Source organism: Sulfitobacter sp. (assembly GCF_039977885.1).
Taxonomy (GTDB): domain Bacteria; phylum Pseudomonadota; class Alphaproteobacteria; order Rhodobacterales; family Rhodobacteraceae; genus Sulfitobacter.
On sequence record NZ_JBDWCI010000008.1, the window covers coordinates 13,970 to 38,953 of the forward strand.

The 24,984-nt window shown below is 52.3% G+C and carries 24 protein-coding genes, 1 tRNA gene and 1 pseudogene; 6 read left to right on the plus strand and 20 right to left on the minus strand.

Translation table 11 applies throughout. The features are described 5' to 3' along the window. Nucleotides 1–44 precede the first annotated feature (44 nt). Nucleotides 45–1,212 (plus strand): annotated as a pseudogene (locus ABJM03_RS04690) (IS3 family transposase). Between the two features lie 1,667 nt (nt 1,213–2,879). On the opposite strand, the gene ABJM03_RS04695 reads toward ABJM03_RS04690, so the two are convergent. From ABJM03_RS04695 to ABJM03_RS04745, 11 genes are all read right to left on the minus strand, one after another. Beyond that, the gene (locus ABJM03_RS04695) at nt 2,880–3,836 is read right to left on the minus strand and encodes an Abi-alpha family protein (protein WP_348336898.1); all 957 of its coding nucleotides are present in this window, start codon (nt 3,834–3,836) and stop codon (nt 2,880–2,882) included. A gap of 427 nt (nt 3,837–4,263) precedes the next feature. After that, complete coding sequence (locus tag ABJM03_RS04700; protein ID WP_348415996.1) at nt 4,264–5,001, minus strand: hypothetical protein; 738 nt, start codon at nt 4,999–5,001, stop codon at nt 4,264–4,266. 60 nt (nt 5,002–5,061) lie between these two features. After that, nucleotides 5,062–5,520, minus strand: coding sequence for a hypothetical protein (locus ABJM03_RS04705; RefSeq protein WP_348336900.1), 459 nt, complete (start codon nt 5,518–5,520; stop codon nt 5,062–5,064). Nucleotides 5,521–6,021: 501 nt separating this feature from the next. Next, the gene (locus ABJM03_RS04710; RefSeq protein WP_348336901.1) at nt 6,022–6,372 is read right to left on the minus strand and encodes a phage tail protein; all 351 of its coding nucleotides are present in this window, start codon (nt 6,370–6,372) and stop codon (nt 6,022–6,024) included. 1 nt (nt 6,373) lies between these two features. Next, complete coding sequence (locus tag ABJM03_RS04715) at nt 6,374–8,755, minus strand: phage tail tape measure protein (RefSeq protein WP_348415998.1); 2,382 nt, start codon at nt 8,753–8,755, stop codon at nt 6,374–6,376. Nucleotides 8,756–8,766: 11 nt separating this feature from the next. Further along, the gene (locus ABJM03_RS04720; RefSeq protein WP_348415999.1) at nt 8,767–10,377 is read right to left on the minus strand and encodes a terminase TerL endonuclease subunit; all 1,611 of its coding nucleotides are present in this window, start codon (nt 10,375–10,377) and stop codon (nt 8,767–8,769) included. Continuing rightward, the gene (locus ABJM03_RS04725; protein ID WP_348416001.1) at nt 10,377–10,766 is read right to left on the minus strand and encodes a P27 family phage terminase small subunit; all 390 of its coding nucleotides are present in this window, start codon (nt 10,764–10,766) and stop codon (nt 10,377–10,379) included. The genes ABJM03_RS04720 and ABJM03_RS04725 overlap by 1 nt, the downstream gene beginning before the upstream one ends. Beyond that, complete coding sequence (locus ABJM03_RS04730; RefSeq protein WP_348416003.1) at nt 10,763–11,083, minus strand: phage head closure protein; 321 nt, start codon at nt 11,081–11,083, stop codon at nt 10,763–10,765. Before ABJM03_RS04730 ends, ABJM03_RS04725 begins: the two co-directional genes overlap by 4 nt. Further along, nucleotides 11,080–11,493, minus strand: a complete 414-nt coding sequence (locus tag ABJM03_RS04735) for a DUF3168 domain-containing protein (RefSeq protein ID WP_348416005.1) — start codon at nt 11,491–11,493, stop codon at nt 11,080–11,082. The genes ABJM03_RS04730 and ABJM03_RS04735 overlap by 4 nt, the downstream gene beginning before the upstream one ends. Beyond that, nucleotides 11,493–11,927 (minus strand): HK97-gp10 family putative phage morphogenesis protein, encoded by a 435-nt coding sequence (locus ABJM03_RS04740; RefSeq protein ID WP_348416007.1) that lies wholly within the window; start codon nt 11,925–11,927, stop codon nt 11,493–11,495. The genes ABJM03_RS04735 and ABJM03_RS04740 overlap by 1 nt, the downstream gene beginning before the upstream one ends. After that, nucleotides 11,920–12,222: a head-tail connector protein gene (locus ABJM03_RS04745; protein WP_335751317.1), complete on the minus strand. Its 303-nt coding sequence runs from the start codon at nt 12,220–12,222 to the stop codon at nt 11,920–11,922. Before ABJM03_RS04745 ends, ABJM03_RS04740 begins: the two co-directional genes overlap by 8 nt. A 173-nt stretch (nt 12,223–12,395) precedes the next feature. On the opposite strand from ABJM03_RS04745, the gene ABJM03_RS04750 reads away from it, so the two are divergent. Beyond that, nucleotides 12,396–12,854, plus strand: a complete 459-nt coding sequence (locus ABJM03_RS04750; protein WP_348416009.1) for a hypothetical protein — start codon at nt 12,396–12,398, stop codon at nt 12,852–12,854. Between the two features lie 26 nt (nt 12,855–12,880). Here ABJM03_RS04750 and ABJM03_RS04755 read toward each other — a convergent pair whose 3' ends face one another. Genes ABJM03_RS04755 through ABJM03_RS04775 form a run of 5 tightly spaced genes read right to left on the minus strand, consistent with a single transcriptional unit; the run spans nt 12,881 to nt 17,033 of the window. Then, on the minus strand, nt 12,881–13,228 hold the full coding sequence (locus tag ABJM03_RS04755) for an HNH endonuclease (RefSeq protein ID WP_348416011.1): 348 nt from the start codon (nt 13,226–13,228) through the stop codon (nt 12,881–12,883). Then, nucleotides 13,228–13,878, minus strand: coding sequence for a hypothetical protein (locus ABJM03_RS04760; protein ID WP_348416013.1), 651 nt, complete (start codon nt 13,876–13,878; stop codon nt 13,228–13,230). The genes ABJM03_RS04755 and ABJM03_RS04760 overlap by 1 nt, the downstream gene beginning before the upstream one ends. A 1-nt stretch (nt 13,879) precedes the next feature. Continuing rightward, entirely contained in the window at nt 13,880–15,463 is a 1,584-nt protein-coding gene (locus ABJM03_RS04765) for a phage major capsid protein (protein WP_348416015.1), read from the minus strand. Then, a complete protein-coding gene (locus ABJM03_RS04770) occupies nt 15,463–15,792 on the minus strand; it encodes a gene transfer agent family protein (RefSeq protein ID WP_348416017.1) in 330 nt (109 codons plus the stop codon). Before ABJM03_RS04770 ends, ABJM03_RS04765 begins: the two co-directional genes overlap by 1 nt. After that, a complete protein-coding gene (locus tag ABJM03_RS04775; protein ID WP_348416018.1) occupies nt 15,792–17,033 on the minus strand; it encodes a phage portal protein in 1,242 nt (413 codons plus the stop codon). The genes ABJM03_RS04770 and ABJM03_RS04775 overlap by 1 nt, the downstream gene beginning before the upstream one ends. A gap of 149 nt (nt 17,034–17,182) precedes the next feature. Here ABJM03_RS04775 and ABJM03_RS04780 point away from each other — a divergent pair, with 149 nt between their 5' ends. Next, nucleotides 17,183–17,887, plus strand: coding sequence for a hypothetical protein (locus ABJM03_RS04780; RefSeq protein WP_348416020.1), 705 nt, complete (start codon nt 17,183–17,185; stop codon nt 17,885–17,887). A 48-nt stretch (nt 17,888–17,935) separates the two neighbouring features. Here the strand turns inward: ABJM03_RS04780 and ABJM03_RS04785 are convergent, their stop codons facing one another. Both ABJM03_RS04785 and ABJM03_RS04790 read right to left on the minus strand, forming a co-directional pair. After that, nucleotides 17,936–19,492, minus strand: coding sequence for a DUF6538 domain-containing protein (locus tag ABJM03_RS04785; protein ID WP_348416022.1), 1,557 nt, complete (start codon nt 19,490–19,492; stop codon nt 17,936–17,938). Nucleotides 19,493–19,582: 90 nt separating this feature from the next. Beyond that, nucleotides 19,583–19,668, minus strand: a tRNA-Leu gene (locus ABJM03_RS04790). 199 nt (nt 19,669–19,867) lie between these two features. On the opposite strand from ABJM03_RS04790, the gene ABJM03_RS04795 reads away from it, so the two are divergent. After that, on the plus strand, nt 19,868–20,548 hold the full coding sequence (locus ABJM03_RS04795; protein WP_348416023.1) for a DsbA family oxidoreductase: 681 nt from the start codon (nt 19,868–19,870) through the stop codon (nt 20,546–20,548). A gap of 41 nt (nt 20,549–20,589) precedes the next feature. After that, nucleotides 20,590–21,255, plus strand: coding sequence for a lipoyl(octanoyl) transferase LipB (gene lipB / locus ABJM03_RS04800; RefSeq protein WP_348416025.1), 666 nt, complete (start codon nt 20,590–20,592; stop codon nt 21,253–21,255). On the opposite strand, the gene ABJM03_RS04805 is transcribed toward lipB, so the two are convergent. Both ABJM03_RS04805 and ABJM03_RS04810 read right to left on the minus strand, forming a co-directional pair. Next, the gene (locus ABJM03_RS04805) at nt 21,252–21,683 is read right to left on the minus strand and encodes a response regulator (RefSeq protein ID WP_348416026.1); all 432 of its coding nucleotides are present in this window, start codon (nt 21,681–21,683) and stop codon (nt 21,252–21,254) included. The two genes, lipB and ABJM03_RS04805, sit on opposite strands and share 4 nt — an antisense overlap. Then, on the minus strand, nt 21,670–22,944 hold the full coding sequence (locus ABJM03_RS04810) for a PAS domain-containing sensor histidine kinase (RefSeq protein ID WP_348416028.1): 1,275 nt from the start codon (nt 22,942–22,944) through the stop codon (nt 21,670–21,672). Before ABJM03_RS04810 ends, ABJM03_RS04805 begins: the two co-directional genes overlap by 14 nt. 298 nt (nt 22,945–23,242) lie before the next feature. On the opposite strand from ABJM03_RS04810, the gene ctaD reads away from it, so the two are divergent. Continuing rightward, a complete protein-coding gene (gene ctaD, locus ABJM03_RS04815) occupies nt 23,243–24,916 on the plus strand; it encodes a cytochrome c oxidase subunit I (protein ID WP_348416030.1) in 1,674 nt (557 codons plus the stop codon). The last annotated feature ends 68 nt before the right edge of the window (nt 24,917–24,984 follow it).

The following is a 24,984-nucleotide window of genomic DNA, read 5'->3' on the forward strand; positions in this document are numbered from 1 at the left end:
TGCCGCTCCTTTGATAGCATTTACTGCAACAAAGGAGATTGACTATGGGACTGAAACGGACGGACGAATTCCGCCAAAATGCGGTACGTATCGCGCTGACCAGCGGGCTTACACGCAAACAAGTGGCTGATGATCTTGGCGTTGGCATGTCGACACTGAACAAATGGATCACAACGCATGGAGACACCGATGTGATGTCAAAAGAGGATATGAGCCTCGTTCAAGAGAATGACCGGCTTCGACGTGAGAACCGCATTCTGAAGGAGGAAAGGGAAATCTTAAAAAAGGCCACGGTGTTCTTTGCGAGCCAAAAGCCGAGAGGTTTAAGTTCATTGAAGAACACCGAAATCAATTTCCAACAGAACGCCTGTGTAAGGTTATGGACGTGAGTGCGCGTGGCTTACGTGCATTCCGCAGCAGCCCTGCCAGTCGCAGACAGCGATCTGATCTGGTGACATTGGCCCACATCAAGGAACAGTCGCGTCTCAGTTTGGGGAGCTATGGCAGACCAAGAATGACCGAAGAGTTGAAGGAGATTGGTCTAAATGTCGGGCACCGGCGTGTGGGAAGATTGATGCGGCAGAACGGTATATCCGTTGTCAGGACCAGCAAACACAAGGCCACGACCATTGCCCGGCAGGCGATTGCAAAGCAATCTGCCGAGAGGGGGACAGTAATCACAAATTCAACATCTCCCCGAACCTACTGGATCGTAACTTCTCAGCAGATCAGCTAAACTAGAAATGGGCTGGCGATATCACGTATATCTGGACGCGTGAGGGTTGGCTTTATCTGGCCGTGATCTTGGATTTACATTCTCGGCGAGTGATCGGCTGGGCAGTCAGTCATCGGATGAAGCGTGATCTTGCGATCCGGGCGCTAACGATGGCCATAGCCTTCAGGACACCACCCAAGGGCTGCATCCATCATACTGATCGTGGCAGCCAGTATTGTTCACACGATTATCAGAAGATCCTGCGACAGCACGGCTTCAAGGTATCGATGAGCGGCAAAGGCAACTGCTACAACGCCGCCGTTGAAACGTTCTTCAAAACCATCAAGGCAGAGCTGATCTGGCGAGACAACTGGAACACCCGCAGACAGGCTGAGATGGCGGTCTTTGAATATATCAACGGGTTCTATAATCCCCGTCGACGCCACTCAGCATTGAGCTGGAAAAGCCCTGTCGCCTTCGAACGCAAGGTGGCCTAAACGAGCACTTGGGGCGGCACTAAAACGCGACAGGTCCAAAGCGCAATGCAAAGATACAGGGATTGGTGCGTAGTTTGAATGAGCGGTGGACCCTCGAAAAACGTGACCGTCAACCCACTGATCCAAGATGAAGCTCCGCGCGGTGCTCAACCACCGCATTCCGCGCTGGCCAGCATCGCTCCAACATTTGAGGTCTACGCGGTCCTGGCCAACGCTATGTTGCACGAGAGGCTCTAACAACTGATGCCGAGCGCAATTTGAAATAAGTGCTGAACGTTTTTGCAATAAGCAGGCCGCGATCTTAACGCGGCTTGTGGCAAAGATTGCCCTACAAACTGTACATTTTTTCGCGCTTAGTATGGTTTACCTTTGCGCGAATTCCTTTGACCTTCAACTCAGAAAAACATCCAAAATGTCAAGTTTTTTTGCAGTAATGGATACACTTGACACCGTAATCCCCTTTCTGAATATTCATTCAATTCACTATAAGCTATTGTTAAATAAGAATAAAAATTGAAAATCCTATTTTAAGAGACCGCGAGATGTCGAAATGGCCTATAATCTCGGGAATTAGCGGGGTCTCCGCATTAAAATGTACGCTTAACCGAGCACCATCTGGAACTCATTTTGGCTTGGTTGAGCCTAATTCGAGACAGATTGCATGGCAATCGCCCAGCGCAATCAAATCACCAAAGGAACGTGCTAAGATGTATCCAACCTTGAAGACAGGATACAGAAATGACTGAGAGAAGAGGTTTTACAGATAAGTTTAAGGCCACGGTAGCGCTTAAGGCGCTTCGTGGAGGCAAGACGGCGCAAGAGGTTGCAGCCAAGCACAAGATCCACCCATCGCAAGTGACCACACGACACAGTAGGCAATTGATCACTGCCCGACAGGGTTATACGCAGCATGATCCCGAGAGGGGCCTGATCTCTGGTGCAATGCCTGTTCGTCAAGCTGTTGAGCGATTTGGAACGCCGCATAACTTGGCTGGTAGCCATGCTAGAGCGCAAAAGCACGTATGCTTGTTGCTGCAGCGCTGGCGAATAAGAGGGCCCGTGGTCTGTAGGCCATGGTGACGAAACAAGTGGGCTACCGAACCCCGACAACGATGGCATGAGCGTAATGCGACAGAAATCAAAAACCGGGACTTGAGCGTGTGAGGAAATCGATAAAAAATGAGGGAAATGCTCGGAAAGATCCGGACCAAGCAAAGCATTCTTTGTGCAGGAGCCTATAAGCTCGATTTGTTGATCTGCCTTCGGTTCGCGCATCGCCATACCGGCTCGCGGCTGTATAATGCGCCGCAACAAAAGACCTAAGACATGACCGCATCCGATCACAGACAAAAGAAAATAGAGAAGATACCTGTTTCCTTCAAGATCCACCTATTAGCACCATCAATGTCTTCTTTGGATATCAACTCCAAAGCTATCAGGTTTTACATACAAGAGGTGGCCCTACGGGTGGACCGAAATCAATGCCACCGCGCACTCTATTGTTTTGATTGCAATTTCTTGAAATATTGGTGCGGTCGTAGAGACTCGAACCCTAGCCAACCCCTTATAAATCAATGACTTACGCGGCGAATTGTAACCATGTAACCGCCCCTAAAGTGGGCCAAGTGACGTTGGGTCAAATATGCATCCCTATCTGCAAATTCACTTTAAACCTGACGGTCGAGCAGATCGCATTTGGCAACAAAATTACGTCCAAATTCACTCAATTCGACAGTGAAATGTAATTGGCTATTATACTCCCTACAGATTATTTTATCTGAAATGTTAGTTGCCTCAATCCAGTGACCTATCCCTTTTAATCGATCATCTATCTGAGCCATCGCTACAGAGAGCATATCTGTGCGCTCCAAGCCATGTGCTAATTCAACATTTGCATAGTCTCTGACATCTGGCGCTGCGACTAACCCAAGACGTGCAATATTTTCCAACGCATGAGGGCGCGCTTGAATCGTATCAATTCCAAGCGCCCCAAAAAGCTTAATTAATTCAGCCTCAGAACCAGCAATCAAAGCTCTGACGTTAGCCCACTCTTCTTCATAAGCCGCCTCGCTTACGTCACTATTCTTTTTGTTGCGGATGCCCCAACTATGATCACGCCGCAGTTTGTCAGCCCGTTGACGGTGCGTTTCGTTGGCGGCAAGGAAATTCAATATTATTGCATCATCAGGGCTTAATGCTTGTAGAACAGAAACTAGCCCCCTGTCAGCCTCTGTATCTCGGTTCGGGTCCATAGCGTTTGCCATCAATCCTGCCCACATATCTGCAAGCTCCGAAGTATGGGCGCTGCCCATCCCTTCGATCATGTCATAGACTTGGCCTTCTAGCATTGGCTTAGACTGACCCAGCGAAACGCCCCTTGCAGCAAGTCTTTCCCTAGCATCACTCAAGATCGCCACACGGCGTTCGGCCCGATAAACCTTAACTCTGTCACCAACGACGCCAATAATGTCAGCTAGCAAACCAGATGTTTCCGTAGCTGGCATTTGTAGCGTAGCCTTCAATATATCAGCCGCAGCTTTATCAAAGTTCTCTCCCATTACGTTGACGCTATTTTTAACCTCAACAATCGGATTGTTACCAGATTTGTTTTCTTCATCAGTCAAAGATAATACCTCAGAACACTAAGCAGATGCGCTTTCTCTCTGATTATCATCATGGCTGTTTCTATGAAAGCGCACATACACCGGAAACCGCTCGCAACGGTGCCGATGTGACCCGAATACGTAATAGGCTTAACTGTCAGGCTTAGAGATTTGGATAATCGCGGCGAGCATTTAAACAACTACCTTCGCATGCTCGCCGCGCTTTGGTGGACATGGGCGAGAAAGAACCCATGCCTACCGAATGATCCTAGAAGTGGAGAACGAACTTGGATCAAGTTTGGGAAATGATAACCCATAAAGCAAAATATAGGGCATCTATTATCTACTTATTGTTATGATATAACACTTATTCAATTTGAAATTCAAGGACTATTTGAGGTTGTAGGTTTGGCAGGCGGTAATTGCTGCGAGCATCAACAAGATTAGCTCAGCCATTGGTTTTCTCCTTTTGCTGGCGCTTTTCTACGCGCTTATTCATACCTTCTTCGATCTGTTCCGGCGTCCAGCCTTGTTGGGCTTTACGCAGCTTCCAGCGTTGATCAGCACCCACCGTCTTTTTGTGCGCGGCTTGCTGTTCCGGCGTCATATCTGAGAGGTTTGCGTTTGCTACCGTGCGGACCTTGCGGCGTGTTGCATTGTAGCTGTCGGGGTTTTCAGCGCGCCAGCGGCTGATCAATTGGATTTTGCGTTGCCGATCATCAAGGGCGCGCTCTTTTTCGATATCCCACTTTGCATTGGCATCCCGCAAAGCGACCTTGATCCCGTGAACCTGATTTGGGTCAGCGCTTTCAAGCTGTGCCTCAAGTGAGCGAACAAGAGTGAATGCCTTGTCGTATGGGCTGACATAGGCGGGTTCGTCGTATGTCAGCTCAAACTGTTCTGCATGGTTGATATCGTCGCTATGATGATAGTAGCCCGTATACAGCGCAGCTGTAATAGGTTCCGGCGGTGTGGCACTTATCACTTCGGCCATTGCTACGTCAAATTCATGGATAAGGCTGTCCTCAGTAGCTTTGTGCCTATTGCCAGTGCCGCCAGCATCATAATCGACGGGCGCTTTCTCCGGCATAGGTGCGCCACTGAAAAAGCTTTCAAGGCGACTGCTAAAATTTGCTTCGTCTACTGGCATCCCAGTGTGAAATTCGCTATACATAGTCATGTTCAAAATGACCTCCTTAATTGGTTGTCCGAGGGGCCAGCGTTCGCAGCGCTGGTCCCTTTTCTATTAGTGCTGTGCTTTTTTCACCGCGTGGTCGAGCAGGTCTGCAAAGTCTTCGAGCAGGTCCGGTGTGAAATTCTTTTCAGGTGCGGCGGCTGGAATTGCCATCTTGAAGCCATTGCCAGCGCGCCAAATTGTAAGTGTCCCGCCTTCTTCGCCGCACATTGCAACATTCTTTTTGCCAGCGTGTTCGCCAGCCAAATATTCGCGGATCATTTTTGTGATCTTGGCGACCGCCACGAAATTGAAGCCCGTGACTGAATTCCGCTCGAAACGGATTGCCAGTCCATCTGAAAGCGCATTGATTTCTACGCTCGGAATATCGCAGGGAACATCCGTATCTTGATTGAGCGCACGAAAGAGTTTTCCGATTGCTGTGCTATTTGAAATTCCATGCTGCTCCGCCATGTCCTTGATTTGGGCTGCGCGATCTGCTGGAAGTTTAATCCGTTGGTGCTGGGTCATTGTCTTATCCTTTTTCTTACTGTTGCATAAATACAACAGTGGGACCATTAAGGCAAGGGCTAAACGGGGAAATATTCAAATTAGCTCCGGCTGAGCCTCTATGTAGCGCTTTCCTTGTCTGGGGTGCTGAATAACTTCCCACCGCACCACACGGTGCTAAAAAGCAGGTATACGTCGAAATGAAGGTTCGCTCCGAGGTGTGGGAAACTCCCTGCGCATTCCGGAGCGTATTTGGTATCTGCAAGCATTTATGTCAGCATTGCTGCTATAAATGTCTGGCTTTTGCACGTCTTATAAACTTTCTTAAGAGTTTGGTTATTTCTTTAAGAATTATAGTAAGACGTGCAAAAACCAGACATTTTAAATACCCTCCGGAGTGGGTTTTCAGGCTAGTTTTATAAATAGAATACTACTCCGGAGAGGCACATTCTAAATCTGCTACTCTTCGGCTGCACATTTCTGCATTATTCCACCTTTCGGAATAGGCGTTTTCTAAATCTGCTACTCTTCCGTGGTGAAGCTCTGTTCAAATTTAGCATCAAAAGTCCAAGGTGTTCCGTCTGATCCACTCCATTCTTTGCAAACAAACTTCAACGGCGCATCTTTCCCACGCGGCAAATAGTAAAATGGGCGAAAGCCACCCTTACTTTCGAAGAATTCTGCAAGCTCTGTATACTGTTCTTGCGTCAAACCATCCCATCTGAGCGAGATATTCTGATTAATATGGTTCAAACCACGCGGCGATCTCTGGGAATATCCATCCCCAAAATCAGCCTCATTGAGACTGACCTTGGGCTGAAATTTCGTTCCCTGCGATGGCCGGATAGACGGATCAAAGGTTTCGAGCGGCATCTTATTTCCTCCGGTTGAGCATGTTACCCACGCGCTGTTGGTTCTGAATTTCCTTCACGATCACGCCACGCATCTGGCTTTCCATCGTCTTGGCAAGCTTTCCAGCAAGGTCGTCGTTCTGCTCTGGCGTTCCGGCTGATCCATTGACCGTGACAGGTGCGTTGATATTGACCGCCCCGTTAGCGGCTGGTGAAGCGCTGTTAGGTGCTGCGATTGCCCCGCCGCTGGCCTTCACACCAGACACAAGGCCACCCTCTGCATAGCCCCGTTTAGCGGCCTTGTGCAGCGCTTCGAGATTGCCCACGCCGATAGCAGACGTTGCCGCTTTGGACATGACGTATTCACCCTTGTGGACCACGCCAGCGGGTTCGTGTTTGCCACCTTGGCCCGTAAATCCACCCTCTGCAAAACCACCGCCCAGCAATTTCAGAAAGCCACCAAACACCGATCCACCAGCACCTTCGGCCATTTCCAACATACGTTTTTGCAATGACATTTTGATCATTTCGATGATCAGTTGCCCCATTGCTTCCTTGGCTGTTAGCGCTCCGGTTGCCATGCCTGTGAAAACATCTGTGATGGATTGCGCACCCGCTTTGCTGGCGTCTTGCACCTCTTGGATTTTATCAGCCGCCAATTCAGCCGCCGTGCCAGCTTTGGTGTATTCGTCTGCCAGTGTATCGATCTGCGCTTTGAGTTCCGGCGTTATCGCCACGCCTGAGCGCTGCGCCGCTGCCAAAAGTTCGGCCTTTGTGCGCGCCAATTCGATAGCATCTGCGTTTTGCAGTTGCGCGCCTGTCACCTTCGCCAATGCAGCGGCTTCCAATTTGAGGGCGGCTGTTTCCCCTGCGATGCTTTCGATTTCGCGCTCAAGGTCACTCTGTCGGCGTGATCCACCGCCACCACCAGCAGAACCACCACCACCGCCGGATACAGGCGCAGGGGAACCAAAGTTCGCATCTACACTCGGCAGGTTTGGCCGTGTGGTTCCACTTGGCGCAAGTTTAGATTGCGGAATAAAGCTGCGAGGATCACCACGCGCGCCAACTTCCCCATAAACAAGCTGAGTTGTAGTGCCATCTGGATTTGCACTTGGCAGTGCAGCGCGCAATTCACGCGCCCTTGCAATCGCAGCGCCCATCAAATTTATGAAGCCTGCCAAGGCAGATGATACGCCAGTGAATTGAACGCCATCGATTGCAGCGACCTCTGCAAGTGCAGTCTGTGCCGCCCCTGTCAGGTCTTGAACACGGCTTTCGAATTCTTCTGCGCTGATAGAGCCATCGTTTAGATCACCAACAAGAGCCACCATCTCAGTAGCCACGCGGTTCAATTCAATGGATGCATCGGCTTCGCCCAACATCGCCAAATTAGAAGCAGCTTGAAACAGCGGCCCCGTCAATTGGTCTGCACTTTCGCCAAGGCGGTGATATTCTGCGATGATCTGCCCAACGGCCTGTTTATGCTGATCTAGCGCGCCTTGATCTGTGGAAAGTTCGACGGATACGCCATCGCCAAGCAAGCTTTCTGCGCGTTGCATTGTGTCTGTCAGGTCTGTGAGGTCTGTGCGCAGGGTTGCAAGTTTTACACTGGCATCTGCCAGCCCTACCGCGAATGCCTTACCAAAATTGGATACGCGGCTTGTGAGGGCTTGGAAACGGCGGTCCAGCTCTTCGGCTTTCCGGATCACATCTGCGTCGAGAACAGCGCCAGCGTCACGCGCTTCTTGTCTCAGGTTCCGGAGTGCATCACCGCCACCAGACAAAAGGCGCGTGAGCTTTTCTGCACCCGTGCCGCCCAGCAGTTCGTCAAAAATGCGAATACGGCTGGCGCTATCGAGGTCTTTTGCGCGGTCTGCGATCTCTTCCAGCAGCTTTGGCGGGTCTTTGAGTTTGTCCTTCAGTTCGTTCGCTTTGAAGCCAAGGCGATTAAACGCCTCTGCGGCTGGTCCCTTTCCGGTGATGATGAATTCATCAGCGCGCAGGCTCAATTCTTTGAGGCTGTCTGTCATGGCATCAACATCGATCCGCGATTGCTCGGAAACGTATTTCAGTTCTTGAAACTGCTCTATATTCACGCCAGCCGTTGCAGCGACGTCACCGATACGGGCCACTTCACCAACGACTTGCCGAATGCGACTTGTAGCAGTGCCAATGGCTGCAACAGACACACCAGCAAGCAAAGCTGGTCCCAACTTTTTGAAGCTGGCTGAAATACCAGCGGTTGATTTCGCATAACTAGCGTTAATCCGGTTCGCAGATTGCGCGGCCCTACGTTCCATTTGTGTAGCGCTGCGATTTTGAACAGTGTTTGCTTTCTTCAAACCCTTTTCGAGTTTGTCGATACGCGCTTCAACGTCTACTATCAGTCCTTCGAGTGCCATTATTTCATTCCTTAAAACATGAAGATTTCGGCATTTTCGCCGGAGTATTTGGATTTCGCTGTCTCACCAGCGCTTGCGCGTGACACGGCCATTGCAGCGGCAATTGCGCCATCTATGCGATCTGTCTTTTTGCCTTTGTGCATCCGGATCAGACCGGACGTGTCATTGCGGCTGGCAACCACACTGTCGAAGTGCTGGCGCAATGCTGCGTGGCCGCTGTGCCGGATCAATTCACCATTCACAGTGCGTTCCAAGTCGCCAGCGGCAACGCCCATATTCAGCGGTGTTTGGCGCAGTTCTACTGTGGGCAGTCCATCGTCATAGAGCCTCTGCATGGTGGCACGGGCCAGATGTGGGTCGAATGCGATTTCTTCCACATCAAAGGTGGCGCAAAGTTCTCTGATTTGATCCTCAATAACCGCCGGATCGATAATCGGCCCATCAATCACATGGATCAGGCCATCATCGCGCCATGCCTCATAGGGCAGTGCGTCACGTTCCGAGCGGCCTTGGATATCGTCTGCGGGGATATACAGCCACGGGTGGATTGTGATCTGTCCATCATCGTGCCGCCATGCCGCAACAATGGCCGTAAGGTCGCCACTGATAGACATATCCACGCCCAGATAGCACGGCACGCCCTCAAGTTCGCTCAGATCAAAGTCAAGGGCGCGGCTATCATAAGTGTCCATATCAAAAAGCGGGTCGCGGCTGTTGGCTTGCCAAAGATTGAGGTTAAACTGTTTGAATGCTGCCCTGTCGGATGGTCTGTGTTCGGCCTCTTTTGCCAGTGCGCGCAATCCTTCCAACGATGGAAAGCCATGCGAAAGGCCAGGGTTCGCTTTATGCCAGGTGTTTTCATCAAGCCAATCATCATCCGGATCAGCTTGGAACAGAATTGGCAGGTATGCAGGGTTCGTGATCTCGCCTTTTGCAACCGCTGTGGCATATGCGAATTGCTCAGCGGCCAATGTTTCTGCACCGCGCCCCGCTGTGGTGGCGATCACTGTCAGGCTGTCGTCAACTTTAGCTGCACCACTGCGCAGTGCTTCCCAAAGGTCGCGGCCCTTCCAAATGTGAACTTCATCGATCAAGGTGAATGTAGGTGTCAGGCCATGCGCAGCACCGCCGTCACTACTAATGGCGCGCAGGGATACATTATCCGCCTTGAATACGATCTTTTTGGCACTGTTGAAGGCGTCATAGATTTTAGTGGCCGCGATCAGGCGGCCATCCTCGCGGATCATATTTACAGCTTCGGTGAAGCCGATCCCTGCTTGTTCTCGATCAGCAGCGGCAAAGATAACCTGCCCAGCCGGAACACGCTCTGGCCCGATAGTGTGCAGCAATGCCAATGCAGCGGCCAAGCTGGTCTTGCGGTTGCCACGCGGCACAAGAAAAAAGACGTTCTGCACAATGCGGCGCCCGTCCGGATGGCGCGGCCCATAGATACGGCGCACGATACGTTCTTGCCACGGCGCAAGCTGCAAGCCACGTTTCGCTTCAAGGCTGTTTGGATGGCGCAAACGGCGCAGGAATTGCACAGCGCGCTCCCCATATCCCAACGGATCAGGGATATTCGAGCCGTCATAAATCCATTCTGGGAACGCACCGGAAGTCATTACGTCACCGCCAACGGGTTGTCGCTGTCGTCGTCTTCTTTTGCGCCGCCAATGCGAGCCCGTGACGTAGGTGTCAGACCGTATTCAGCGGCAAGTTGGCGCGCTGTCTGCATGTAGCGGATTTGCAAACCGCCCAACTTAAGGTCCGGCAATTCGCCTGTGGTCATGGTGTCTGCGATCTGGCGCGCTGCACCTACGGCAACACAGTAGCTTTCCACGCCAGCAAGGTCTGCACGGGTGATGATCCGGCGCGTGATCAGTTGTGGCATAATGCGCCGCCACTCAGCTTGCGCCAACTTGCTAAGATACTTTGGCACGGCTGGCGCTTTTGTCAGGGCTTCGCTGTCTGCTTTGGCTGGTGGCTTTACGCCGCGACTATGCACGCTCATTTCGCACCACCTTTCAAACGCAATTCAAGGCCACGCTTGCGGCCCAGTTCTGCGATCTGATCGATATCGTATGCGGTGCCATCATAGGTCACGCGATCAGCCGTTGTGAGGTCTGGCAGATAGCGAATGCGGAACAGCAGATTGCCTTCCTGTGCCTCGCCATATCCAGCCAGATATTCATCTGCACTTTGCTGCACCAGCTCAGCACGCACCGTTGCGATAACGGCCCATGCTTTCGAAACTGCACCGGACGCACTAACCGTCTCAGTCATGCGCTCAATAGCGATCGATTGATCAAGTTTGCCGGAACGTATCATGGCAACCACCGAACAACTGCTTCAACCGTTCCAACGCCGTGCGCGTATGCTTTCTCCGGATCAGGGTCGCGGATGTATTTGAAGCTAGGGCGCTCGTATTCATTGATATCTTGCACTGGCAATGGGCTGTCCCAAAGCGCACCAGTTACCGCCCCGCCGATCTGGCGCGCCATGTCTGCACCGTCTTCCAATGCCCAGATATGCACGTCGATATAAACACGGGTCAGATATGCGCCGCCTGAGCTACGGCCCAGATTGATTGTCTGCGGATCTGCAAGGATGATGCAGGGCATCTTGTCCGGTCTGGTGCTACCTGCTCGGATGCTATCTGCACCAACAAGCGCGATCACCGCCGGATCGTCCAGCAGTGCAGCACGAATTGCCGTTTGAAGTTGAAGCGATGGTTCCATTAGGTTGCTCCCTGCTTGATAGATTTGATTGCCTTGTTCACCGCGGCTGTAATCCGGCGCTGCACCTTGGCTTTTTTCAAACGGAATGCAGGGCGCATGAACGGTTGCGCTTCATGGTTCACAGTGCCGAATTCCTGCAAATGGCCGTGGCGCACGTCTGTATTGCCTACCGTGACCGCCGCTTGGGTCGCGGCAAGGGTCACGGAACCACCACCAGCGGCATAGGGTGGCGTGGTTTCATTTGGTCCTGTGACCGCAATACTGCCCAGCAAGTCGCCATCGTCTTCCGGAACAAGCGCTTCCATTGTGTCCGCAATATCCTGCGCGCCTTTGACCAACGCAGGGCGCAACATCGCCAGCACTTCGTTGGGAATGCTCTCCAACTGTTTGCCCAGTTTCTTCGACTGCGCTGTGAGGCTTAGGCGTTTAGTCATTGCCTTGATCCTTTGCCGTGATGCTCAACCGGATAGATGCCAGCAAGTCGCGCACCCCAAACGGGATTGCCTTCACAGATACATCGGAACCACCTTCGCGGAATTCATACCAATAGGCCGCAAGCTGCAAAGCGGCTTCGGTTGCAGCTGCGTTGTCTGCGTCAAAGGCTACTCCGGTGTGTGCAGCAATCCACGTTTCAGCAGCGGCCAGCTTGTGCGCCAGCAGTGCATCGTCAAAGCTATGATCGAGATTGAGTTGTGCCTTTAGCAATGCGGTTGGCGTTTGGGCTGGCATGGTCTGTCTTCTTTCTATTTCAAAACTTTAAATTCGTTATCTCTTGTTGGCTTGACCCCCCGCCGGTCCCCAAAACTGGCTAAAAGTTCCAGACTACCCCCGCCTGTTGTTCGATTGCATTCGGACAAGTTTCAAATAGTGTGAAACTCAAATTTGGATTGAACGGAATGACTATGGATATTGCAGCGATCACTCAGGCTATTGGCCTTGCGACTACAGCTGTCGGAGCAACAGGTAAGGCAGCGGACACAATCAACTCGATTAAGGGTCTTTTTGATGGTGACAAAGAGCCGGACACGGGCGAAGCAACACGATTGCTCAACACTCTGGCCGTTGAGCTCACAACCGCCAATATGCTGAATGTTCAAATTAGCGCCGCACTCAAAACACTTAGCCAAGAAATGATACAACAAGATCAATTTGAGACTGAGAAGGCACGGTATGAAATGTTTGAAACAAGAGGTGGCGCTCTCGTCTTTCGCATTCGTGAAGAAATGAGAAATGGCCAACCTTCTCATTACGTATGCCCAGTATGTCTGAATCGAGACAAGCTGTTTAGCTATGTAACGCGCGGCTATTCTAGCTACGTGTGTCAGACGAACCGTGATCATTTCTTCGATTTTGAAGAGTAGCCAAAAGTCATTGGTTGTCGGGTATGTCATCTTACCCTCTCAACACGTTGCTTCTTGGAGTTGTGGCATCGGGTGCAGAGCGGTTGCCAATTGGACTTGTCCCAGAACAACTTGTCGTTGCCTCTGTGTGGAATGACGTGATCGACAACGGTTGAGGGCTTGCTACATCCGGACCATGCACAGCGATCATTGATCTTTAGGAACGCTTTGGACGCTGTGCGCCAAGCGCTGTTATAGCCACGCTGTGCGGCTGTTGGGCGTTTCCGGTCATGGCGTCTGTTGCGCTCACGCTTTGCTGCCTGTTGGCAAGCACAGAGCGCACCATGCGGCACGGTTGCATTGCATCGGGTGCAGATATGGGGTGGCCGTGGCATTAGGCTGTTTCCCCTGTCTTTTGCTTGGACATTTCTTTGAGTGCGCGCAGACCTTCCCTGTCGAATTCCGGATCGAAACCAGCTTCTACAATCGCTTTGTGTTGTTCTGCTGTTTGCGTGTTGGATTGTTCGGCATCGTCGCCGCCACCGTGAATTGCTTTCAGCATGTCCACATGGCCTTGGAAGGCGTTGGTGATCTCAGGGATGGTGGCGTTCCATGCTGCGTCCGGTGTCCATCCAAGCCACCCTGTCGCAATCTGGTAAAGCTCTGAATAGAAGTCTGCCCATGCAACGGGTTTCGCTTTCGCAGTTGTCGTTGCTGTGGGTGTTGGTTTCTCTGTCGAGAGGTCCGGCGTCATTAGCGCGGTGAGAATTGCGAACGCAGGGGCAATCAAGGTTTGCTGAATAACACTCAGATTTTCGTCTTGCATGGTATCTAGCAAGGCCAGCGCTGTTGTGCGATCCGTAGCAGAATTAAGGACTATATCGCGTAGCGTTCTGGTGTGGCCTTGTTGAAGCTTTTGAAGGACGCCAGCAAAACCGCCGTCCATCTTTTCGATAAGGGTAGCCGCACGCAATGAGGCGCGCAGGAATACGATGTTGCCACCGTATTCCATTGCGATCTCGTCATATGCGTGCGGCTGTGCCATCTTACGCGGCAACCTTGAGCTTAATGAAGCGATCAGGGTGCGTAACATCTACACCAACACGCTTGCGCGCATGGAAACGCACCTGACCATTTGTTGCCAAGCTGTAAGGGTCGCGCAGTGTAGTCAGGCCAACCCGATCAATGATCCGGAAACCTTGCATGTCACCAAACACGATAGGCGTGGCACCCGCTGCGATATCCGGCATGTCGAACATTTCAACAATGGGACGGCCCAGCAGTGTTGTAGGTGCGCCTTCGGAAATTGGATCAAGCACAAGGTAGCGACCGTTTCCATCTTTCCATGTCCGGACAGTTGCTAGTGTGTTGCGGTTCATCATCCAAACACCAGCCTGTGCGAAGACAGACGGGATTTTGTGGAACATGGCGATCAGAACATCAGCAGGGTTTGACGCGGGGAAGTTTGCGGCAACGCCTGTCTTCATTTCTGCGATACCGTTACCAGCGGCAAGAATGCCTTTGGGCTTGCCAACACCGTCACCAGACACAAATGCTTGGCCCTCGGTTTTGGCAAAACTTTCTGCGAAGTCAGAAAGCAGCTCGCCTTCCAAACCGTAGGCGTTATCCTCAAGCAAGGCGTTGGAAACGTCTGTGAATGTCGCCAGTTCGTGCGGCGTCATTGTCACTTGCTCAAACGTCATGCCGGACGCGGTGCGGTTGGCGATCTCTGTTACCCATGACGCCTGTGTGCCAGTGACACGGCGCGGATATACAATCGACTGACCGGAGATATTGATCACTTTTGCATATTGGCGCAGCGGCGAAAATTCATTCAGCAGCTTGATCAGCTCGTTGCCTGTTTCTTCGGGGGCCAAATAGCCGCCGTTGGCGTCTGTCGAGACTGTCAGGGCTTTGATATCGTCAGCGTCCAACCGTTCAACGCCACGGCGCAGAAAGTTGCCGAATGCTTTTTGATCAGCGTTGGTTTCTGTGTCAGCACCCGCGATATGAACACCTTGGGGGCGCTGTGCTTTCGCTTCGAGCGTGTCCAAGCGTTTCTGCACTGCGTCAAACGCTTTTGTGTCTGCCTCTGGTGCATCATTGGCAGGTGCAGCAGCGGCGATTGAAGCATCAATCATCTTTTGAATTTCTTCGTTTTCCATATCGGAATTTTCCTTTTGTGATTTGTTTGATTTGAGAGAGGTAATCTGCGCATCCGGATGGCATGGGACGGCAACGATTGAGATTTCGAGCAAATTGGCCGCTGTGATCGTGCGGCCTTTGGTGTTGTTTCGCTTGCTGTCTTTGGTTTCAAAACCGATAGACAGACCGTTCACAGCCTTGGACTTGATCAGGGCGTGAACCTCTTTGGCTTTCGGGATATCGTCGATCAGCAAGCGGCCTTTGACCTCTACGCCTTGCGGTGTGTTTTTGATTTCAGACCAAACGCCAATGACCGTGGATTGATCATGGCTCCAAAGCATTGGCAGTTGTTGCGGGGTGCTAAGTGCGCCTTTGGTCATTACATCGCCAACGCGATCTGGAATGCCCCACGGCCACGCCATTCCTGAAATTTCGCCTGTGTCTGTGACCTGCAAGTCAGCTTTGATTTCTACAAATTGAGCCATTACGCGGCCTCACTTTCTTCTGTGTTTCCGTTCCAGCGCGCATCAAGAATGTCCAAAACCAGCGGGTAAGTTTCAGCCATCGGGCGGTTGGTGGCGTATGTGTCTGTAAGCTGCATGGCGGCTTGTGGGTTCGTGCCGCCACCGATCAGGCCAAGCCGGATGATCTCTGTCAGGTCAGCGGCTCTGAATTGCATGGCGATGGCGCGTTGATAGAGCGCGCCAATGCCTACATCTGCTGTGCGCTCAAGCTCTGCAATCATCGGGTCAGTGAGCGTGAAAATCTGCTCTGCTATTCCGAAAAATGCGGTGTGGGTGATGCTGTCGGTCATTATGCAGCGTCCTCTTGTTCAGGGGCGCTTGGCGCGTCTGTGTTATCCGGCGTTGGCGTTTTGTCCGATGTGGTGAACGGGTTTTGCAGCACATCGCCGCCCTCAATACGTGGCAAATTGAGTTCCTTGCGGACCTCGTTTGCCGTTACAGCCCCCATGCTTCGGTATTGACTGAATGACGTGGCTTTGACCGCGTGGTCAGCGCTGAGCAGACTTTCAACATCAAAGGCGATATCGAGTTCGTCGCGCTCTACGTCTGTGAGCAAGCACCGCGCATAGCCCCACTGCCAAGTTTCGATCCAAGGCCGCAAGGTGAGCGTCAAAAACTGGCGCATCATCTGTTCTGTGTTGGACCAAGTGCCGCGTGAAAGCTCAAAGAGCATTGTAGGTGGAACGCGGAATGCACGTGCGATCTCGCGGATTTGCTCAAGACGGTTTTCTGCGAATTGAGCGTCTACAAGGGTCATAGCGATCTGGTGATAGGCCATGCCTTCGTCGAGCAAAGCCGTAGAGCCTGCATTGCTACCGCCTGTGCCTTTGAAGAATGAAGCAGCCAGCTTTTTCTTGGCTTCTACATCAAGGCTCTTTTCAGCAGTAATAACGCCGGATGGTCTGCCGCCGTTGTTAAAGATACCTGAAATGTGGCCTTCGAATTGCAGGGCCAGCCCGATAGCTTCACGCGCCAAGCTGATAGGGGAAACCGCACCAAACGCTTCAACGCGCAGCACATCGGAGTAAGAGCGGCGCACCTGTCCGGCCCCTTCTGGCGTCACAAGGAAGTAGGGTTCGCCATCGGGTTCAAGCACCATCTGGCAACGGCCATGCTCAAGGCGGTGCAGTTCAATGGGTGATCCTGTGGCGTTGCGGATCACAAGTGCATGTCCAGCACCGTGCATCAAAGCATCAAGTGTAAGCTGTTCACGTAGCTGTGCTGCGCTTGTCCAAGGGTTCGCCTCACGATGGATAAGCTTAAACGCCGGATGATCCTTTTCGATATCCTTGCTTTCGCTGTCGTGCAGCTTTGCTGGAAGGGAACCCATCGTTTCGCTGATCAGCCCAACGGCACAAGCAACAGCAGGGACGCGCAGGGCAGATGTAGGGGAAACAGAAACGCCGGATGATGTGGGGATAGCACCAAAAAGGGTAAGCGCTTCGCTGTCTGTGAGCGAAACAGATTTGGTGTCGAGCGGTGCAGCCTTCGGGGTAATTCCTAAGGAGCGTCTGAGATTTTCAAAAGTCATAGCAACAGTAGATTAGGTCATAATTGCTGACATAATACCACACACCAGCACCACTGTCGATACAAATGTTATACTATAACACCAAGCAATTCTTAGTTGTTTTCCAAACCGAATGCACTGTTAATGTCCCATAAGGGAGAAAGCCGCCGATGCAACCATTAGTAATTACAGTGATATTATTAGCCGTAGCCGTTCTCCTGTTCAAAAGAGGCGCTCCTAGCCGTGCTTTTGCTAGAGAGCATATTGAGCCGCTAGAAGCAAAGATACCGCCTATCAAACGGGAGTTAACAAGGCTCAGAAACAAGAAAAGCGCTTTGGATTTTGAGCTAAGTTTATTTGACCGTGATTTTAGAGCTGAGACCGCAGCGCAACATGAGCGCAAACGTCTAGGACATCTTAAGATCAAAGCCCTCCAAGCGAAAATTAACAGCGCTTACGCTGATCTGAATACAGCGAAAACTGAATTAGATAATTGGTATAGTTGGGCGAACGGTTCAATAATTGGCAATGGTGGAAAAAAGCTGAAAAAGTCAGCTTTTTTCAGTCAGTCAACTGACGAGCGCGATTCCCTAAAATCTGAACGTGATAATGCAAGTGCAAGAATCGACACCCTGAAGGCCGAAAAAAACGATGTATACAAAATCGAGATTGAAGGCTCGAAACAGCGGTTGAAGACCATCGCTGCTAACCGATCCAAACTCAAATCGTTTAGATCATCCGGTCGAACAGTAAGCATGATTCAGAACGAAATTCTTTTAATTCAGGAAAGTATCGATAGTGCTCAGAATGACTTAGAAAAGCTAGAAATGAGTATTAGGCGTAAGTGGAGAGATTTTAAGACCACTAGCGACTAAAATGATCCTGAGGCTTTACAAATCATATTCACTTCTATGCATTCCACTTCAAGACAATAAGTAGGCTGGCAACTTATAAATCGCATTCTGCTTTGTTTTGAGCGTCACATCGCCGTAGTTCGCGCTCGCAGTCTTTCCTGAGTGCCCCTGTATCGCGTCATAGGTTCCATCTGGTATGCCCTGCTCGCGACACAGCGTCTTGAACCTGTGCCGCCATCCGTGGCTAGGTTGAACGTCCTCCGGCACGAGATTTGCGGTGCGCAGCCATTTCGATAATTTCTCCGCTGTCGTTCTGGCGAACTGCTCATATTTCGCAGGATCAGTTGCCGTATGAAACAACGGGCCAGCTTTTGAACTTTCGAGGAATGTCACGAACCCCTCTTCGATCACTTGCGGATGCAAAGGCACATCACGATAGCCACCCGACTTTACTGTGCCAGCGTCCGGCGTGATCCTTGCAATCCACTGCCCGTCTTCTTTTCGAATGTCCTCTTTGCGTAGCTGCGTAATTTCAGCGACACGCGCACCAGTGAAAGCGCACAGCAACGGCACCCAACGCTTCGTCTGCACCATGCGGTCTGACTCGCGAATGTTGCCAAATTCGTCCGGCTTCGGCTTGTAGGCACGACAGGCGCTCAACAGCTTCGTTGCCTCTGCATCTGTGTAGCCACGTTCACGCCCATAGACCTTGCGGGGTTTTGGTTGCCTTACATTGGTTGCAGGATTTTCCGGCAATCGATCATTCTCAACCGCCCAACTAAACAAGCTACGGACCGTCGATAGATAGACGTCACTGACTGTTTTTGCCGCAAGCGTCTTGATCAGATTATCACGCCACGCCAACAAGTCTTTCTTTGTGACCTTTCTTGCATCGTCATGCTTTAAGAATTTGCGCAAGCTATCAATCGCAACTGATTGACGTTTGCCACCATCGCGCATGAAACCAGCTTGCTTTCGGATCAAAACGTAGTCTTTCCAAAGCCCGTTCAAGCTGACTCGCTCTTGAGGCTTTTCCGGCGGTTGTGCGTTTACGATTATAGGCGCGGTAGGTGTGCCGGAGAAGTCGCCTTCGTCACGCTCATAGACCCGCTCTAGCGCTTCATACTCAGCACTACACAAAGCTCTGGCAATTGCACGCCATTCATCACTGCCCTGTTTGGCGTCAAGATTGCCAACCTTGCGGAAACGCTCAATCTGAGAACCTACAAGTTCTTCTAATTCCTTATCATCAGCGCGTCCTGCAATCGCATATCGCAACTGTTCTACGTAGCCATCATCAATGCCAACGGAGGGCCAGCGGCGATCATTCCGGAGCTCATCGTCAAACGCTAGGCGCTGCATGTAGTGCGCGTGTGCAATCTGATCAGGGGCCAGCGGGTAGCGCGCTGGCTTCGCCCCCTGCCCTGATTTTCGCTCTGCCTCTGCTATCTGATTTTGAAGCTGAGCGACTGCGTTTGGCAACATTTTGAGCGCTTGGCGATAATCAGCGCCTAGAGGCGTCCTCAACTCAGTCTTGCCGATTACGTGCCGCAAGTCTTTCGGCACGACCAAACGTGCGTGATAGCGCCCTGAGCGATTGACCAAATGTCTGATTTTTCCGGCCATATCAAAACCCGTTTGTAACCAAAGTTGTAACCTTGAAACGGACTTAGGCCCATGTTTGCAAGGGTTTTCTTTGATATCAAAGGGATAGATTGGTGCGGTCGGAGAGACTCGAACTCTCACGGGTGTTACCCCACAGCGACCTCAACGCTGCGCGTCTACCATTCCGCCACGACCGCACGCCATGGATGGTGCGCCCTAGTAGCGCGGGCAGACAGATAGCTCAAGAGGCAAATTGCAGCATTCTCAAAACACTTTTAAATCCCTCGCCAAAGGCTGCCGGCTTGGCGTCCTATCCCCATATAAACGACCGCCCCCCTTGCATCACGGGCCTATCGCGCCAACCTTTAAGCCCTGTCCGTTTTAAAAGGAAATCCAGTGCCCCAAGATTCCAAAGCCCCCACCCCTATTCAGATCGACATTGTGTCTGACGTCATGTGCCCTTGGTGCATCATCGGTTTTCGCCAACTTGAACAAGCCCTTGGCGCAAGCGGTACAGGCGCATTCATTCGCTGGCATCCTTTCGAGCTTAACCCAGCAATGCCGCCCGAAGGACAAAATCTGGCCGAGCATGTGGCAGAAAAATATGGTGCCACCCCAGAGCAATCCGCACAGAATCGTGCGCAGATGAAAAAGCTGGGTGAAGATTTGGGGATCGATTTCCAATTCGATGAGGACAGCCGCATCCTTAACACCTTTGCGGCCCATCAATTGCTGGGCTGGGCGCAGGAACAAGGGCAACAACACCCCCTAAAACTGGCCCTGTTCCAGGCCCATTTCACCCAAAGGCGCGATGTATCGGATATTGACGTGCTGGTTGATATCGCAGGAGAGGTCGGGCTGGATGTGGTGCAAGCCCGCGAGGTTCTTGTCACACAAAGCCGCGCCGAGCAAACCCGCGAACATCAGAAATTCTGGACCGACCGCGGGATCAGTGGCGTGCCTTCTATGGTGTTCGAGGGGAAATACCTGCTGACCGGTGCGCAGGGCGCGCAAAACTATGCGCAGATGTTACAAAAGGTTCTGGCGGAATGCGACGACGCCGCGGCAGAGGGCTGAGCCCTCTTCCCCCTCCGGCCTGTGGCGCGTAAAGGTGGGTCATGGTGGAATGGATCATATCGCCCGGCCTGACCGGATTTCGCGCAGCAGAACAATGGATGGAAGCCCGCGTGGCCGATATTATTGCGGGCAAGGCGTCCGAATGTATCTGGCTGGTCGAGCATCCACCGCTTTATACGGCCGGCACCTCGGCAAAGCCCGAAGATCTGCGAGAGCCCGACCGCTTTGACGTCTTCACCACCAAACGGGGCGGGCAGTACACCTATCACGGCCCGGGCCAGCGGGTGGCTTATGTCCTGCTGGATGTTGCTGCGCGCGGGCGCGATATCCGCCTGTTTGTTCAACAGTTGGAAGCATGGGTAATTGCCACGCTGGACCAGTTCAACGTCACCGGCGAAATCCGTGAGGGCCGCGTGGGCGTATGGGTCGCGCGCCCCGACAAACCCACAACCCAATCAGGCGAAATGCCGGAGGACAAGATCGCTGCAATCGGTATCCGGTTGCGCAAATGGATCAGCTTCCACGGCATATCCATCAACGTGGAACCCGAGCTCACGCATTTCGATGGCATCGTGCCTTGCGGCATTTCGGATCATGGTGTCACAAGCCTTGTCGATCTTGGCCTGCCCGTCACAATCGAAGATGTCGACATCGCGCTACTGCAGAGTTTTGCAAAGGTCTTTGGCGATATTCCCACCCCGCGTTAAGCCGCCGGTTTGTCCGCCTCAACTTTTTGATAATATGCCTCGATCGTCTCGATCAGGTTTTCAAGCCGCAAAGGTTTATCGCAAAAGCTGTGCACATTCGGATCTGCCTCTGCCCGCCGGTGATCCGCAGGTAGCAAGGTCGTGGATAGCATCACAATAACCAGCTGCTCTTCTGCGCTGATATCCAGCTTGGCATATTCCTCTAGAAACTCGAACCCGCTCATGACAGGCATATTGATGTCCAGAAAAATGAGTTCAGGCAGCGGACCGCCCGCGGCGATATCCCTATTCAGGATATCCAGCGCCTCCTGCCCGTCCGTTGCGACTTCGATCCGGTCAACCAGACCGGATCTCTCGATGACCCGAGAATGTAGCATGTTGGTCACCGTGTCGTCATCGATCAGTAGCACCCGTTCAATCCGCGTCATTATTTTCTCCCACCACTGGAAATACGATTTTAAATTCGGCCCCTGCTCCCCGTGCGCCGCTGACCGAAAGATCACCACCCCGACGCTGCAGCATGCGCTGATCACAGTACAAAGAAATGCCGCTACCGGCGGGCGTCTTATGCGCGCGCTGGAATAGCCCGAAAACCTTTGCGCTTTCGCGCTCCCCATCAACGCCGACACCGTTATCTGCAACCGTGAGCACCACACGCCCCTCTTCAACCCGCCCGCGAATGGTGATCCGCAGCGGGCGCAAGGCGGCATATTTAACGGCATTGTCGAGCAATGACGTCAGAATACATCCCAGCTCGAATTTGGAGAATTCAACCTCCAGATGATCCGGAATGTCACAGACCACAGGCAACCGCTTTCCCGGCATCGCCTTTTCCAGATCTTCAATTGCGACCTGTACTTGCCTGGCCAGATTAAGCCGCAGGCAAGGTAACTCATTGCTCAGCCGAAGCTGGGCGACCAGAACAAGCCCCTGTATTTTTTGCTGTAGCTGCTCGGCCGAGGTGTTGATCCAGCTCACAAGCTCGGCCTGTTGATCGGGCAACACCCCAATTTTCTCGCCCAGCATCCGCGACAAGCGGCTCAGGTTATTTGCAGGTACCTTCAGATCATGCGTCGCAACGAATGTCAGCTGCTCCAACTCGTCAACCGTGTCTTCAAGCTCCCGCGTGCGCAGGTTGATCCGCTGTTCCAACCCCTCGTTCAACTCCGCCAGATCACGGGTACGCATCGCCACCTTGTCCTCAAGCCCAGCATTCAGCTTCGAAAGGGCAATTTCGGCCTCTTTTTCTGCGGTGAAATCACTCGCACAGCCAATATGACGTAGTACCTTGCCGTCAGGAGCCCGATCAAAAACACGGTCAACAGAGCGCAACCAGCGCACGGCCCCCCATTTTGTCTTGACGCGGTATTCCAGCACCGCAGTCTGATTGTCCTCAAGCCCCGCTATTTTCTGCATATGAGCACCCAACAGCGGCTGATCATCCTCATGAACCAGATGTGCCAACATCGCATCGCCGAAATGTTTGATTTCCGCGCTTGAATACCCGAGGTGCTGGGCCACCGACCGGTTGGTATAATCGTTCGAGAAGGTCAGATGGTTAAAAACATAAACAAATCCGGGCATCAGGCTGACCACGCGATCAATACTCGGGACGGTCGTTGCCGATGTCGGGACCAGAGGCGCGGTATCGCTTTCGAAAATTATTTGTTGGGATTCGCTTTGGCTCACGCTCGGCTTCCGGTGCTGGCTTGTACAACCTTCACCATTGCTCGTGACTGATTACACATCGGTTAACCCGACGGGGTTTTCCCCAACTGAATGCCTCCAATCTTTCGCAGTTTCCGGAATCCGGCAAAAATTGGCTGTTATTGAGGAAAAATCCGCCACGTCTCTTGAAAATACTTTCATCTGCGACCAACGCGCCCATTGCTCTGATCGGCACATATACTTACAACCGTTCCAAGATTGAGATGCGCCCGTCCAACAGGCGTGTCCATAAAATAGTTCCAAGCCAAGGAGGCACCGCATGGCCGACGCAGCCATTAACGGGCATGATCATGAAGACGAGCGTGGTTTTTTCACACGCTGGTTTATGTCCACGAACCACAAAGACATCGGTATTCTTTACCTGATCGTCTCCGCTCTTGTCGGGTTTATCTCTGTCGCATTCACGATCTACATGCGTCTCGAGCTAATGAACCCCGGTGTCCAGTACATGTGTATGGAAGGCGCGCGCTTCATCGCTGATTCCGCCGAAGTATGTACGCCTAACGGCCACCTTTGGAACGTCCTGATCACCGGCCACGGTATCTTGATGATGTTCTTTGTTGTTATTCCGGCCCTGTTCGGCGGTTTCGGCAACTACCTTATGCCCCTGCAAATCGGCGCGCCCGATATGGCGTTCCCGCGGATGAACAACCTGTCTTTCTGGCTTTATGTTGCAGGTACATCGCTGGCGGTATGTTCGGTTCTGTTGCCGGGCGGTAACGGTCAGGCCGGCTCCGGTGTGGGTTGGGTGCTTTATCCGCCGCTGTCGGTAAAAGAAGGCGGCATGTCGATGGACTTCGCGATTTTCGCGGTTCACGTCTCCGGTGCGTCTTCGATCCTTGGCGCGATCAACATGATCACTACTTTCCTGAACATGCGTGCCCCCGGCATGACATTGTTCAAAGTGCCGCTGTTTTCATGGGCGATCTTTGTAACGTCATGGTTGATCCTGTTGTCCCTGCCCGTTCTGGCCGGTGCGATCACCATGCTGCTGATGGACCGCAACTTTGGCTTTGCCTTCTTTGACCCTGCTGGCGGTGGTGATCCGGTTCTGTATCAACACATCCTGTGGTTCTTTGGTCACCCCGAAGTGTACATCATCATTCTGCCGGGCTTTGGCATCATCTCCCACGTGATTGCGACCTTCGCGCGCAAGCCGATCTTTGGCTATCTGCCAATGGTCTGGGCGATCATCGCCATTGGCGCGCTGGGTTTTGTTGTCTGGGCACACCACATGTACACCGTGGGCATGACCCTGAACCAGCAGGCCTACTTTATGTTGGCCACGATGGTCATCGCGGTACCCACAGGTGTGAAAGTATTTAGCTGGATCGCAACAATGTGGGGCGGCTCGGTTGAGTTCAAAACACCAATGCTCTGGGCCTTTGGTTTCTTGTTCCTCTTCACCGTTGGTGGTGTGACCGGCGTTGTTCTGTCGCAGGCCGCCGTGGACCGTTACTATCACGACACCTACTATGTGGTTGCACACTTCCACTACGTGATGAGCCTTGGTGCCGTGTTCACGATCTTTGCGGGTATCTACTTCTACCTGCCAAAGTTCACTGGTCGCATGTACCCTGAATGGGCAGGCAAGCTGCACTTCTGGGCGATGTTCATCGGCGCGAACCTGACGTTCTTCCCGCAACACTTCCTTGGCCGTCAGGGTATGCCACGTCGTTACATCGACTACCCTGATGCATTCGCCTATTGGAACTGGTGGTCAAGCATGGGCGCGTTCCTGTCCTTTGCCTCGTTCATCTTCTTCTTCGGGGTGATCGCATGGACATTGACACGCGGCGCACGCGTCACGGCCAACAACCCGTGGAACGAATTTGCCGACACGCTGGAATGGACCCTGCCCTCCCCGCCGCCCGAGCACACGTTCGAGCAGCTGCCGGTGCAGTCCGACTGGGATAAATCCCACAGCCACTAAGCAGTTTGCTTAAACAGAAACCAAAAAGGGCTCCAACGGCGGTTGGAGCCCTTTTTATGTGGCGCATG

Coding starts and splice junctions, on each gene's coding strand:
- ABJM03_RS04780 (WP_348416020.1), top strand. CDS start 17,183: ATGCAACCATTAGTAATTACAGTGATATTATTAGCCGTAGCCGTTCTC.
- ABJM03_RS04785 (WP_348416022.1), bottom strand. CDS start 19,492: ATGGCCGGAAAAATCAGACATTTGGTCAATCGCTCAGGGCGCTATCAC.
- ABJM03_RS04740 (WP_348416007.1), bottom strand. CDS start 11,927: ATGACTAAACGCCTAAGCCTCACAGCGCAGTCGAAGAAACTGGGCAAA.
- ABJM03_RS04735 (WP_348416005.1), bottom strand. CDS start 11,493: ATGGAACCATCGCTTCAACTTCAAACGGCAATTCGTGCTGCACTGCTG.
- ABJM03_RS04750 (WP_348416009.1), top strand. CDS start 12,396: ATGGATATTGCAGCGATCACTCAGGCTATTGGCCTTGCGACTACAGCT.
- ABJM03_RS04775 (WP_348416018.1), bottom strand. CDS start 17,033: ATGACTTTTGAAAATCTCAGACGCTCCTTAGGAATTACCCCGAAGGCT.
- ABJM03_RS04765 (WP_348416015.1), bottom strand. CDS start 15,463: ATGGCTCAATTTGTAGAAATCAAAGCTGACTTGCAGGTCACAGACACA.
- ABJM03_RS04770 (WP_348416017.1), bottom strand. CDS start 15,792: ATGACCGACAGCATCACCCACACCGCATTTTTCGGAATAGCAGAGCAG.
- ABJM03_RS04730 (WP_348416003.1), bottom strand. CDS start 11,083: ATGATACGTTCCGGCAAACTTGATCAATCGATCGCTATTGAGCGCATG.
- ctaD (WP_348416030.1), top strand. CDS start 23,243: ATGGCCGACGCAGCCATTAACGGGCATGATCATGAAGACGAGCGTGGT.
- ABJM03_RS04755 (WP_348416011.1), bottom strand. CDS start 13,228: ATGCCACGGCCACCCCATATCTGCACCCGATGCAATGCAACCGTGCCG.
- ABJM03_RS04710 (WP_348336901.1), bottom strand. CDS start 6,372: ATGCCGCTCGAAACCTTTGATCCGTCTATCCGGCCATCGCAGGGAACG.
- lipB (WP_348416025.1), top strand. CDS start 20,590: ATGGTGGAATGGATCATATCGCCCGGCCTGACCGGATTTCGCGCAGCA.
- ABJM03_RS04705 (WP_348336900.1), bottom strand. CDS start 5,520: ATGACCCAGCACCAACGGATTAAACTTCCAGCAGATCGCGCAGCCCAA.
- ABJM03_RS04720 (WP_348415999.1), bottom strand. CDS start 10,377: ATGACTTCCGGTGCGTTCCCAGAATGGATTTATGACGGCTCGAATATC.
- ABJM03_RS04715 (WP_348415998.1), bottom strand. CDS start 8,755: ATGGCACTCGAAGGACTGATAGTAGACGTTGAAGCGCGTATCGACAAA.
- ABJM03_RS04805 (WP_348416026.1), bottom strand. CDS start 21,683: ATGACGCGGATTGAACGGGTGCTACTGATCGATGACGACACGGTGACC.
- ABJM03_RS04745 (WP_335751317.1), bottom strand. CDS start 12,222: ATGCCAGCCCAAACGCCAACCGCATTGCTAAAGGCACAACTCAATCTC.
- ABJM03_RS04725 (WP_348416001.1), bottom strand. CDS start 10,766: ATGAGCGTGCATAGTCGCGGCGTAAAGCCACCAGCCAAAGCAGACAGC.
- ABJM03_RS04760 (WP_348416013.1), bottom strand. CDS start 13,878: ATGGCACAGCCGCACGCATATGACGAGATCGCAATGGAATACGGTGGC.